We start from the raw sequence: 12,870 nt of genomic DNA, 5'->3' as shown, positions 1-12,870 counted from the left end.
ATATCTTTAATTAAGGGAAACGGGCGGCGGTGCTCCCGATATCTCGCTTCTCCCATTGTTATCACAGGCCCTCGGCGTGGACACCGAAGCCCTGCTGAGAGGCGATCTGGAGGAAAACGATATGACTAACGGCAATATGAAGAAAATGCGGTTTTACCGCTGTCCGGCCTGCGGCAACCTGCTGTTCTCGACCGATGACGCAGATGTGACCTGCTGCGGTGCAAAATTGACCAACCTCGTTATGCACAAACCGGACGAGGAAAATGCACTGCAAATTGAGCACAGCGACGGCGAATGGTATATCACCGCACCGCATGAAATGCACCGCGAGCACTACATCTCGTTCGTTGCATTTCTCACCGGAGACACGATGATCGTCAAAAAGCAGTACCCGGAATGGGGATTAGACGTGCGTCTGCCCTATATTCGGCACGGTATGCTGCTGTGGTACTGCACGAGGGACGGACTGTTCTATCAGAACATCTGAGCAAAGGCAGGGCAGCCTGCCTTTTTTATTTTTGCAGGAGGCTTTTTACAATCCTTCATTTTTGGTTATATTTTTCGTAAAATCGACTTGCTTTTTTAGAAGGGCAATGGTATAGTCAAAGAGAACTTTATACTACTAAAGCTTGGAGGTAGTTCAAATGTACAAAGAAATGATGGATTCCATCGGTATGATCCAGTCGATCGACCCCGAGCTGGGCAGTGCGATGAACGAGGAGCTGCACCGTCAGCGCCAGAATATCGAGCTGATCGCCAGCGAAAATATCGTTTCTCCCGGCGTTATGGCTGCTATGGGCAGCGTGCTGACCAATAAGTACGCTGAGGGTCTTCCCGGCAAGCGCTACTACGGCGGCTGTGAATTTGTTGACAAGGTAGAGCGCATCGCAATCAAGCGCGCATGTGAGTTGTTCGGTGCAAAGTATGCGAATGTTCAGCCGCACTCCGGTGCACAGGCCAACCTTGCGGTTTACTTCGCTCTGCTCGATCTGGGCGACACTGTTATGGGTATGGATCTGTCTCAGGGCGGTCACCTGAGCCACGGCTCTCCGGTCAACCAGTCCGGCAAGAACTACCACTTTGTTTCCTACGGCGTAAACGAGGATGGCTTCATCGACTACGCTGAGCTTGAGAAGGCTGTCAAGAAGCATCGCCCGAAGCTGATCGTTGCAGGTGCATCCGCATATCCGCGTGCCATCGACTTCGAGAAAATGGCCGAGATCGCACATGGCTACGGCGCTTACCTGATGGTCGATATGGCGCACATTGCCGGTCTGGTTGCCGGCGGTCAGCACCAGAACCCGATGCCGTATGCTGACGTTGTTACCACCACCACCCACAAGACGCTTCGCGGTCCGCGCGGCGGCCTGATCCTGACCAACAACGCTGTTCTGGCAAAGCGCATTAACTCCGCTGTATTCCCGGGCACCCAGGGCGGTCCGCTCGAGCATGTTATCGCGTCCAAGGCGGTTTGCTTCGGTGAGGCACTGCAGCCGGAGTTCAAGGAGTACGCACGCAAGATCGTCGAGAATGCCAAGGCTATGGCTGCACAGCTGCAGGCACGCGGTGTCAAGCTGGTTTCCGGCGGCACCGACAATCACCTGCTGCTCGTTGATCTGACCGACGAGGAGTGCACCGGCAAGGATCTGGAGGCGCGTCTGGATTCGGTTCACATCACCGCCAACAAGAACACCGTTCCGGGCGAGAAGCGCAGCCCGTTCATCACCTCCGGTGTTCGTCTGGGCACCCCGGCCGCTACGACCCGCGGCATGGGCGTGGAAGAGATGAAGGTCATCGCGGACTGCATTGCAGACTGCATCTATCACTACGATGAGAAGAAGGACGAGATTTCCGCACGCGTTCTGGCACTCACCGAGAAGTTCCCGCTGTACGAATAATCTCCGGCTGCCGCGGAACTGCTTCATCCGGATTTCTGAGCAATACAGCATGAAGCTCCGGCGCACGCAAATCCGATGATACTCATACAAAACAGAGCGTTTCACTGCTGTGAAGCGCTCTGTTTTCATTTCCGGGTAAATCTCAAGCCTCTTGAAGAATCCATCAAGCACATTTGCATCTGTAATTTTTCGACAACGGAAAAAGGCCGACGCCTGCAAAATGCAGGCGTCGGCCTTGTACATATCTGATGCTTTTCCACTGACGATTATCACAAATTTTCCTTTTAACCCTTGAAATCCCCAGTGTTTTCAGCGTTTTGGGGTACTTCTTAGTACATACCGCCGCCCATATCCGGAGCAGCCGGAGCAGCCGGAACCGGCTCCTTCTTATCAGCAATCAGGCTCTCGGTGGTCAGGACCATCGAAGCAACGGATGCTGCATTCTGCAGTGCGGAACGGTTTACCTTGGTCGGGTCAACGATGCCGTTTGCAATCATGTCACCGTAGGTCTCGGTTGCAGCGTCAAAGCCGTAGCCAACCTTGTCAGCGTGCTTTACCTTATCAACAACGATTGCGCCCTCGATGCCTGCGTTGGCAGCGATCTGCTTCATCGGTGCTTCCAGACCGCGTGCAACGATCTGCATACCGGTCTTCTCATCGCCGGTTGCCTCTGCAGCCAGAGCCTCAACCGCTGCGATAGCGTTTACATAAGCTACACCGCCGCCTGCTACGATGCCTTCCTCAACAGCTGCGCGGGTTGCGTTCAGTGCATCCTCGATGCGGAGCTTCTGCTCCTTCATCTCGGTCTCGGTTGCAGCGCCAACCTTGATAACTGCTACGCCGCCGGCCAGCTTGGCCAGACGCTCCTGCAGCTTCTCACGGTCGAAGTCAGAGGTGGTGCGCTCGATTGCGCCGCGGATCTCAGCAACGCGGTTTGCGATAGCCTGCTTGTCGCCTGCACCGTCAACGATGGTGGTGTTCTCCTTGGTTACCTTGATCTGACGGGCAGAACCCAGCATATCCATGGTAGCGTCCTTCAGCTCGATACCAACCTCCTCAGAGATTACGGTACCGCCGGTCAGGATTGCGATGTCGCGGAGCATATCCTTGCGGCGATCGCCAAAGCCCGGAGCCTTAACAGCTACGCAGGTGAAGGTGCCGCGCAGACGGTTTACGATCAGGGTAGACAGAGCCTCGCCCTCAACGTCCTCAGCGATGAGCAGCAGCTTCTTGCCAGCCTTAACAACCTGCTCGAGGATCGGCAGCAGCTCCTGAATGTTGGACAGCTTCTTATCGGTGATCAGCACCAGAGCGTCATCCAGGTTTGCTTCCATCTTCTCGGTGTCGGTGCACATATACGGGGTGATATAACCGCGGTCGAACTGCATGCCCTCAACAACCTCAGAGTAGGTCTCAGCGGTCTTGGACTCCTCAACGGTGATTACGCCGTCGGTGGAAACCTTCTCCATAGCCTCTGCGATCAGGGTGCCGATCTCGTCGGAGCCGGAGGAGATAGCGCCTACACGGGCGATGTCGTTCGTGCCGTCAACCTTCTTGGAGTTCTCAGCAATCGCTGCAACAGCAGCCTTGACTGCCTTGGAGATACCGCGGCGCATTACCATCGGGTTTGCACCTGCTGCTACGTTCTTCAGACCCTCACGAACGAAAGCCTGCGCCAGAACGGTAGCGGTGGTGGTGCCGTCGCCTGCGATGTCGTTGGTCTTGGTGGCAACTTCCTTAACAAGCTGTGCGCCCATGTTCTCGAAAGCGTCGTCCAGCTCGATCTCCTTAGCGATGGTAACACCGTCGTTGGTGATCAGCGGACCGCCGTACTTCTTATCCAGTACAACGTTGCGGCCCTTCGGACCGATGGTTACCTTAACGGTATCAGCGAGCTGATCAATACCGCGCTGCAGAGCCTTGCGCGCGTCCTCGCCGTAAATAAGCTGCTTAGCCATGATGAATTACCTCCTGAAAATTACTCTACGATTGCCAGAATGTCGCTCTGACGAACGATGATATACTTCTCGCCGTCCAGCTTAACCTCGGTGCCGGTGTACTTGCCGGTGATGACCTTCTGGCCCTTCTGAACTTCCATCTTGATTTCCTTGCCGTCAACAACGCCGCCCGGGCCTACTTCGATAATTTCAGCAACCTGGGGCTTCTCCTGTGCGGATGCGGTAAGAATAATGCCACTTGCGGTGGTCTCCTCCGCCTCGACCATCTTGATAACTACACGGTCGCAAAGGGGCTTGAGCTTCATAATGGATTCCTCCTATGAAAAATAAGATTTTACAATGTTGGGGGTTAGCACTCAAATTACCCGAGTGCTAACTTCGAGTATTATCTTACACCAAGGAGCCGCAATATGCAAGGGGGTAATCCGGAATTTTCACAAAAATTTTCTGAACAAATTATGAACAGTGCCCTATAGCGCTCAGCGTTTTGCCGGCCGTTTAGCAGACGGTCGGTCGGAGTGCTTATTCTCTCCCCTGTTCGATGCAGACGGGTCTTTAAAATACATATGCAGCTCGCACTTGATCATGCCGTTATACAGCTTGCGGCGCTTATCCGCCTTGCGGCCGTAGCAACGTTCGAACAGCGGGTCCGAACTAAGCAGATACTGCTTCATCGGACTGTTTTTTGTCGCTCGGCCGAGGTCGGCGTACAGCTTTTCCGCCTGCTGCAAGTCCAGCAAACGCTCACCGTACGGCGGATTGGCAAACAGTACGCCCACATTGCTGTAATCGCGCTTGGTCGCGTCCGCGCGCTCGAAAAACACCGTGTTGGCTACACCGGCCTTGCGCGCGTTCTCGATGGACAGCTGCACGCAGTCCGGATCGATGTCGCTGCCGACGATATCGAATTTAGCGTCCGGCTGGGCAAGGTCGAGCGCACTCTCGCGCGCCTGCTGCCAGACCGACTTGTCAAAGCAGCTCCACTTCTCCGCATCAAAGCGGCGCAGCAGACCGGGCGCACGGCGCTGCGCGATCATGGCCGCCTCAATCGCAATCGTGCCCGAGCCGCAGAACGGGTCGAGGAACGGGTCGCGTCCGCGCCAGCGCGCCAGCTTGACCATAGCCGCCGCCAGCGTCTCACGGAGCGGCGCCGCGTTGCTGTTGGCGCGGTAGCCGCGCTTGTGCAGACCGGCACCCGAGGTATCGAGGTACAGCTCGGCTACGTCGTGCATGATGGCGAACTGAATCTGATACTTTCCGCCGATCTCGTCAAACCAGGTTTGACCGTACTTTGCGCCCAGGCGCGATACGACTGCCTTTTTGATGATCTTCTGGCAGTCCGGAATCGAGTGCAAAGCCGAGTCCAGACTGTGACCCTTGACCGGAAATGCGCCGTCCGCCGGAATGAACTGCTCCCACGGGAGTGCTTTTACGCCCTCGAACAGCTGATCGAACGTTTTGGCTTTGAATGTGCCGATACGGATGAGCACGCGCTCGGCGCACCGCAGGTTCAGGTTCGCCCATGCGAGCGTGTTCTCGTCACCGGTGAACAGCACGCGACCGTTTTCCGCGTGTACGTCGGTCAGCCTGCCGCCGAAGCGCAGCTCGTCCGCGACGATGCCCTCCAGCCCGAACAGGGTCGGGCAGCATAATGTGAGTTGCATATGGTTTTCCTCCAAAAAGGCTCCCGCCGTCAGAGCAGGAGCCGAAATTCCTTTTTAACTATTATAGTGTATCGGTTTTTGCGAATTTTGTCAAGATTTGCGACGAGATGGTCTATTTAAAATTTGGTGTGGATAGGGGGTAAAACGCATATCCCATGTCTTCTTTGCAGCTTGTCAGGCGGATCTCATTGAGGAGGTCAACAATGCGGAACACCTTCTGCGAATTATTCGCTACAAACTCATCCAGCGAGCCATAGTTCGTGAACGCATTGTCATCCGGCGGTTCCGGCCAACTCCACTGCTTGATCGGTTCATTGGTATTCACATCAAAGAACTTTGTTTCCGGTTCGCCGCCCTCACATTTCGTTTCAAAGAGACAGTCCGGCATAAACTCTATTCCGTGCCAGCCTTTACCTTCTCCAGTTTCTGCATTGTACTGCGTAAAGTACCAGCCGTTGCCCTTTGGTTCTCCTTTTCCCTGCTCAAAATGAACATATGGGAGATAGACCATTTTGCTCATTTTTCTCACCTCTTTTCCCTTTCTTATTTGAGGACTATTTTGGCCCCGGACAAATAAAAAAGTGCCGGTAATGAGGATTTCATTACCGACACTTTTTATCGTGTCATTTGATGACTTTTTAGCGTTACAATATTACTGCTTGTATTTGTCACCCTAAAAAACCATCAAACATCACCCTAAAAAGAGTCCAAACCCTGCATTATACCATACCAATGTCAACCCTGCTAAGTGCAAAATGGAATAGGCTGCAGCGACGTGTAGACGGCGTATGAGGCACGATACGGGCAAGAGTAAGGGGTTCTTTCCGAACTACTTGTCCCCTGCCATACTAGCGATTCTGACGCAAATTTTGTAGTATATCACAGTTCACTTCCCTTTCGCTAATGCAAAAACTGCATAAGTCCGAGCATCGAACAATTGTTTGCTTTTTCACCGGAATATGGTATAATAATTACAAAGCAAATGTTGCGTTCAAAGAAAGAAGGCTATTATGAAATTAGAACATGTAACCATTGACGATAGGCTTCGTTCATATCTAAAGTCTAATTTCGCTAACCGCAACACACTGGTCATTTGGCCTTTAAGCATGTGTGATTCCGAAGCTGAAGTTGAGACTATTAAATAAGATCTCTTCGAATTCGGTTATCTTCCGCCGAAGAGCTATTGCCGCAATGGATTCTGGATTATAGAGATGCCCACGCATACGGCATTTGAAATCATCAACCGTCATAGTAAAGGTACACTTGCGATGCGTTGTTATTGCGGCGATGAATGTCTCCACGAAAATATGTGATTGAGACCTATTGAGACCTATGTTAAGCCCTGTGCAAAAACAGACAATCTCGTTTGAGATTTATGCAAAATTAAATACCTCCAAACCTCTGCCGGTGTTCGAGTATAAAGACCATCAGGTTTGAGGCCTATGCAAAACTGTCTACCTCTAAAACTATCCTGCACCGCCCGTTTGAGTTCTATACAAAATTACTCACCTCCAAACTCACTGATTGCCAGACCTCTCGATAATGGCGGTTTGAGACCTATGTAAAACTATCTATCTCTCAATTCCATCACAAGGAGTGATTCCGACGAAGAAGACCTACCAATTTAACGCCGAATACCAAACAGACGACTTAGACTTTGCTGTTGGCGTTTCCCTTTTCGATCAGAACGACAATATGGTGTTTTCGGCATGGAATCTAAATGAATGCCCTGAGGATGCTGTAATTGGTCGAGACCTGTTCGACGAAAAGGACTTCATTAAGGCTGTTAAGCTGGGAATGGAGTTAGCAAAGCAGGGATATGACGATGTTAAGTACGTCGATCCTACGGGGTTGTATGGTCCTCAAATTTAAGTGTTTGAGACCTATGTAAAATCACTTACTTCCAAAGCTCAAGGTTTTTCGCAAAACTGTAACTTTATGTTTGAGACCTATGTAAAATCACTTACCTCCAAAACCGACGGCATTCCAACATAGGTTCGCGCTTAATTTGAGACCTATGTCAAACCTCTTTCAGCGGCTATCCCGTACCGCTACGCGCGTTTGAGTTACTTAACCTTGTAAATTCACAACCATTTTCCCTTATATATAGGAGGCGATTTCTTTGTTTATCGTCGGCATTATTGCTGGCCTGTATCTTTTCGCAACGGTTGTTTGCGTGACCGCTGTTATTGCGGCCGGACAGGCTGATTACAACAAAGCTACTCGGAGAGATTAAGACCTTTCTCTTCTTACACGGTTCCTTTTTGAGCGCCTATTTACCTCTATTATTACCGTTCAGACCGGTCGTTTGAGCCCATTAAATCCTATACCTCTATTTTTAGTATGCCAAATACAAGCGTTTGAGACCTATGTCAAGCAGAACACTCTAAATCAATCGACATTTCCGGCGATATCTCAAGTAAGTTTGAGACCTATGTAAAACGAGATACCTCTATTTTCTACTTATTACATTGCTACCTTATTTGCGTCACTGAACTTACCTCTTTTCTAGCGGAACAGTCGTCATCGTCTAATTGAGTCTTTTGTGAAAATTCCCCTTTATTTTCCCTACAGGGTACCCTGTTTGAGTTTGGAACCTATGTAAAAACAGATATCTCCAAACCTTAGCTATAAGAGGATTGCTGAGGGAATTTGCTTGAGACTTATGTAAAATCACCGATAAGCTATCTATTGCATTATTATTCCACTTTTTGAAACCTATGTAAGACTATATGCCTCTAAAACTTGTCACCAAACGAGTCGCAGGAAGTGATTGTTTAAGACCTGTACAAAATTATCTACTTCTAAAACACACAAGCCTTCAAAATGCTGAAGGATAGATATTAACTTGTGCTCATTGTGCGCACAATCTTGCATTTTCCCAATTCTAAATCAAATTCGGAGGATTATTTATGTCTCAAAAGACCTTAATCGACAAACAGACTATTCTTTTGCAAATCAAAGATGTTATGTTTTCATCGGCATTGGCTGGGGCGCAATGTTGGCTGTTGATGCTGCATGTGCCATACTGGCCCTCGAATCTCCTGTTTTCTGCCGTATTAACGCTTTTCCACTGGGGAGCATTTATCTTTGCTCCTTTGTATGTCGCCAGCGCAGCATGCAATCTTATTCAACTGCTTGTTATCCTTGTCCGAGCAGCCGCTCAAAGAATGAAATAAGCGAACGTGCGACATTGAGTATCATGTGATTTTTCGTCTCCAAACCTGCGCTTCTACTGGTTTTTACGGTTTCTTTGCTTGAGAACCATGCAACATGTAACGAAGCACTTCTATCTCTATTTTCATACTTATTTACCAGAGATATATTCGCAGGCCCTCTTCCGGCGGCTGTTGGTATCTACATAACATACATTTTAACTCATCCTGCTCTATTTTCCGGCTATTTACCCTTCCTCGAAGGGAAAACAATCCCCATTGTGCTTGCATGTGTCATTGGATCGGTGATAGCAATCGTACTATACGGTATTTGGTTCAAGGAGATTCTGACCGTAGAGCAACAAACGAAAAAGTAATCCAAACAAGAAAAGAAGGATAGATGTCAATTACCCACGCCCCTTTCGGGGCGTGGTATCTACCGAGGTGATTTATACGAACTATCTCTACTACATCGGCTACGCATACACCGTTTATAGACCGGTCGTTTGAGTCCTGATTTACCTCGTTTTGCTGAATTTGGTTTAAGCTGTTTTGAGATTGGGTTAAGCTACCCTACGGCTTTATGGAGTCGATCAGTTTATTTGAGCCTATACGAAACTGTCTACCTCTAAAATTAACTGTTCGTTCAGATGATATTCTTGCTAATTTGAGAGCTATGTAAAATTGCACCTTTGCAGTACGTCAAACTTTATGATTTGAGACCTATTTGAAAACTGTACAAATCAGACATTTCTAAACCAGCAGCTCCTCAATCTGCCTGTTTTAGATCTATGACAAATTAGATACCCCCCAAAAAAAGACACTCTTCATTCATCTTTGAGCCTATGTAAAACGGCCCACCTCTAAAACCGGCTTTAGCAACAGATTCTGGAACTGCCAGTTTGCGACCTATGTAAAACGAGATACCTCCAAGCCCAATGCGCTTTGCGTATTATTATCTTAGTCGTTTGAGACCTATGCAAAAACGAGATACCTCCAAACCATTTTTTCTCTTGTTTGCCCGTTATTCGCTGTTTGAGACCTATGTAAAACGAAATACCTCAAAACCTACCTCAAAGCCGTGCAGTCAGAATTTGTTGTTTGAGGCCTATGCAAAACGAGATACCTCTATTTTCTATCAATTTTTGTTCTCAAAAGGAGCTGTTCCTCATGTTGTATCCCTACGCCATAAGCCGTGAGAGCGTCAATGGGCATCGTGTCTGGATCGCCAAGAGCCTGCATTTGAAAGGCTGCGTCGCCCAAGGAGATACTCGCCTTGAGGCCATCAAAGAGCTGGAATCCAATGAAATAACATGGCTTGAGACCGCCAGAATGCTGCATATCCCTCAGTCAAATTAACACCCATACAATCAAAAATCCTTACTCCATCTGTACCCTTGCGGTTAGATGGAGTTTTTTTATAAAATTTGTTTTTTGCGCTACAAAAATCATTTCTTTGGTATTTATATAGACATATACGGAATAACGACAATTCTTTAGAGCGGCTTTAGAAACATCGTGAGCTTGCAAACCCACTTCTTGCCTTTGGTGATGAGCATTACATAGAGGAGATGCGTTTCCTTGCTCTCGCTAAAAAGGCGATGGAAGCTAAGAACAATAAAATAATGTGAATATAATATTCTATTGTTCTGTGAGGAGGTGAGGTTATGAGAAAATATAACGTTTTGAAAGTTGATAGTTTGCAAGATTGTTTTTTGGTGATTGCTAACACATGTGAAAACCCCATAAACGATTTGCTATGCGATGGAGATGTTTCGTTTATTGAAAATGGGAATGTTATATTTGACCTTGCTGTAATTAATGGAATAAACTTCAATAGATTTATTCAAGTAACAGTAGAGAGTCACCGATTGCAAGCAAAAACTATTAAGATTATATCTGACGTTCCTACAAGTATACTTGAGATAAGCGAAAAATATTTTAAGACGCATAAAGAAGTTATTCAACAAAGCTCATTGCCATCAGCAACCAAGTATTTACTCACAAATGCATAAATAATGGTAAAACTTTTGATTCTTACTCTTGACAAAACTTACTCCATCTATACCCCTTGCGGTTAGGTGGAGTTTTTTATGAAAATTAGTTTTTTTTGCGCTACAAAAATCATTTCTTTGGTATTTATAAATGTAGATGGCGAATGCGGACAACTGTATATTTGAGGATTATGCAATGCTTTTCGGATATCTTTAAGTCTTTTCCCCACACACGTGGGGGTGATCCCAACGTAGAAACCATGACACGGTGTGACATGTGCTTTTCCCCACACACGTGGGGGTGGCCGCTGGAAAAGTCATTCCCAGCGCGTCCTTTTCCCCACACACGTGGGGGTGATCCCTGGGACTTTCAATATTTTTCGACATTTCCCCACACACGTGGGGGTGATCCCAAATTCCAGAAAGGAAGTGACCCAATGCAGTTAATACATGAACTTTCATGGTTATGGAAAGGAATAGCTATTATCGCACTTGTAAGTGCAATCGTTCTCATTGCAGCATTCAAGCTGCACAAAGAAGAATACAAAATTGAGATTGCATGCATTATTCTTATAGTGACTATACTGATTTGTATTATTGCTATGATTCTATGCGCTCGGGTTCCGATGCCCATATAAGCAGTCAATGACCCATGACTGAAGTCACGGGCTTGTGCAAACGAGCTCAGATTTTAGGCATGCTCGCAAGAGTGCATTGACTACCCTATGCACCGTAAGAGGTGCCCCGTTGCTCGCGAATAGATAGTTACCGCATGGCGTTAATCCTAACTGTGCGCTCTAAGACAACACATCACGTAAAGCTAAGGTAAGGCCGACAGGTGTGGCTGAATAAACCGCTTGCAACCTTGGGTAAGGATTTCGACTCCTCTTTTGAGGAGAGCGGCTTCTTCTTAGCTGCTAGTTTTTAGGGCGAGCCCTTGATGCCATGCTCATCACGCAAGGCTCGTACATTGTTGAACAATAAGAAAGCGTGCGTAGCAAAGCGCACACCGTTTACCATTAAGCTCCTGCACGGTAGTGCAGGATACAAACAGCCGATTACCCTTGGCGTTGACGCAGGAAGTAGGTATGTTGGTCTTTGGTGATTAGTTTTTTCATACGTCCTGATACTCGCCCTCTTATCACATCTGAGGGCGAGTAACAGCATTTCATCTTCATTTCTTTATCGAAGCCAATGCAAGTCATTGGCGGAAAGCAGCTTCTACTTGAAACTACTTGTAAGTTACTTGAAAGTTTGCTTTCAAGTGTTTGCAACTTTTTGCGGTTGCTAATTTCTCATCAGCAACGTTGCGCCAAATTGCCATATTTTCCTCTTAAAATGCTATAATTACAAAAAGCTACTACATTGTGAGATAATAATCAGGAGGTATCAAATATGGTTTTAGTCAGCGTACAACCCGAAGATAACGGCTTAACATCATTTAAACAATAGAATTATGGAATCTGATTACCAGAAATTCAACATGCTGTTAGGCCCTTATATGGATCGCATAGAGTCCGCAATGCATTAAACCTTTCCTATTCCTCTGCTCAATATGAGCAGAGGTTTTCTTTTTGCCCAATCACTCAGGCTGATTATCGTCTGCACGACACTGCAGATGAACCTCGCTCAGTTTCCGGTATTCCACCTGCGCAGTATCAAGCATCCGCAACCCAATAAGGACATCATCATCCGGCAGCGTTACAACAGAAGACATCTTACAGCGTCTTGCATCAAAGCTGTCTTCCGGGACATCGCCGCAGAACTCCGGCTTTACAAGCACACGGAACATCTTGTCTTTGTTCTTCTCTGCAAATCTACTGAACGAACCATACGTATTCCATGTATAATTGACTATCCGCTCAGCAGCTTCATCAGTACAATGTCGTGTCATGTCTTCTTTGCAGCTTGTCAGGCGGATCTCATTGAGTTTGTAGTATTCCAGCGTATCCGTATCATACAGCTTTCCATCATCGCTCTCCTGCAGCACCTGAATGCCCAACAGAGCGCCTTTATCTGCCAGCTCTATCATCGTACTCAGGCGACCATAGATTATGCAGGGACAGTCCTGTGCTTCTTTATTGCAGTCAACAATGCGGAACACCTTCTGCGAATTATTCGCTACAAACTCATCCAGCGAGCCATAGTTCGTGAACGCATTGTCATCCGGCGGTTCCGGCCAACTCCACTGCTTGATCGGC

At 47.8% G+C, this 12,870-nt stretch carries 12 protein-coding genes; 7 read left to right on the top strand and 5 right to left on the bottom strand.

What is annotated here, in order from left to right; translation table 11 throughout:
* Window positions 1-55 precede the first annotated feature (55 nt).
* Both C7386_RS04270 and glyA read left to right on the top strand, forming a co-directional pair.
* Window positions 56-487 carry an XRE family transcriptional regulator gene (locus C7386_RS04270; RefSeq protein ID WP_147357608.1) on the top strand — a complete coding sequence of 144 codons (432 nt, stop codon included), beginning with the start codon at window positions 56-58 and terminating at the stop codon, window positions 485-487.
* A gap of 157 nt (window positions 488-644) precedes the next feature.
* On the top strand, window positions 645-1,898 hold the full coding sequence (gene glyA, locus C7386_RS04265) for a serine hydroxymethyltransferase (protein WP_116704906.1): 1,254 nt from the start codon (window positions 645-647) through the stop codon (window positions 1,896-1,898).
* A gap of 329 nt (window positions 1,899-2,227) precedes the next feature.
* Here the strand turns inward: glyA and groL are convergent, their stop codons facing one another.
* The 4 genes from groL to C7386_RS04245 form a co-directional block, all read right to left on the bottom strand.
* Window positions 2,228-3,856: a chaperonin GroEL gene (gene groL, locus C7386_RS04260; RefSeq protein WP_110436869.1), complete on the bottom strand. Its 1,629-nt coding sequence runs from the start codon at window positions 3,854-3,856 to the stop codon at window positions 2,228-2,230.
* A gap of 20 nt (window positions 3,857-3,876) precedes the next feature.
* The gene (locus C7386_RS04255; protein ID WP_110436870.1) at window positions 3,877-4,161 is read right to left on the bottom strand and encodes a co-chaperone GroES; all 285 of its coding nucleotides are present in this window, start codon (window positions 4,159-4,161) and stop codon (window positions 3,877-3,879) included.
* Between the two features lie 174 nt (window positions 4,162-4,335).
* Window positions 4,336-5,520: a THUMP domain-containing class I SAM-dependent RNA methyltransferase gene (locus C7386_RS04250; RefSeq protein WP_110436871.1), complete on the bottom strand. Its 1,185-nt coding sequence runs from the start codon at window positions 5,518-5,520 to the stop codon at window positions 4,336-4,338.
* Window positions 5,521-5,632: 112 nt separating this feature from the next.
* Window positions 5,633-6,040: a hypothetical protein gene (locus C7386_RS04245; RefSeq protein WP_110436872.1), complete on the bottom strand. Its 408-nt coding sequence runs from the start codon at window positions 6,038-6,040 to the stop codon at window positions 5,633-5,635.
* A 1,076-nt stretch (window positions 6,041-7,116) separates the two neighbouring features.
* Between C7386_RS04245 and C7386_RS04240 the strand changes: the two genes are divergently transcribed.
* From C7386_RS04240 to C7386_RS04215, 5 genes are all read left to right on the top strand, one after another.
* The gene (locus C7386_RS04240; RefSeq protein WP_181969008.1) at window positions 7,117-7,392 is read left to right on the top strand and encodes a hypothetical protein; all 276 of its coding nucleotides are present in this window, start codon (window positions 7,117-7,119) and stop codon (window positions 7,390-7,392) included.
* A gap of 1,040 nt (window positions 7,393-8,432) precedes the next feature.
* Window positions 8,433-8,699: a hypothetical protein gene (locus tag C7386_RS04235; protein WP_110436873.1), complete on the top strand. Its 267-nt coding sequence runs from the start codon at window positions 8,433-8,435 to the stop codon at window positions 8,697-8,699.
* A gap of 1,146 nt (window positions 8,700-9,845) precedes the next feature.
* Complete coding sequence (locus tag C7386_RS04230; RefSeq protein WP_110436874.1) at window positions 9,846-10,034, top strand: type II toxin-antitoxin system HicB family antitoxin; 189 nt, start codon at window positions 9,846-9,848, stop codon at window positions 10,032-10,034.
* A 308-nt stretch (window positions 10,035-10,342) separates the two neighbouring features.
* Complete coding sequence (locus tag C7386_RS04225; protein WP_110436903.1) at window positions 10,343-10,690, top strand: type II toxin-antitoxin system RnlB family antitoxin; 348 nt, start codon at window positions 10,343-10,345, stop codon at window positions 10,688-10,690.
* A 919-nt stretch (window positions 10,691-11,609) separates the two neighbouring features.
* A complete protein-coding gene (locus C7386_RS04215) occupies window positions 11,610-11,774 on the top strand; it encodes an RRXRR domain-containing protein (RefSeq protein ID WP_110436905.1) in 165 nt (54 codons plus the stop codon).
* A 477-nt stretch (window positions 11,775-12,251) separates the two neighbouring features.
* Here the strand turns inward: C7386_RS04215 and C7386_RS13410 are convergent.
* Window positions 12,252-12,870 (bottom strand): hypothetical protein (locus C7386_RS13410; protein WP_165815458.1); only part of this gene is annotated, 619 nt, incomplete at its 5' end.

The organism is Agathobaculum butyriciproducens, assembly GCA_003096535.1.
Lineage (GTDB): Bacteria > Bacillota > Clostridia > Oscillospirales > Butyricicoccaceae > Agathobaculum > Agathobaculum butyriciproducens.
The sequence above is the reverse complement of the archived record's forward strand: the minus strand, read 5'-3'. Positions and strand labels throughout refer to the sequence as shown.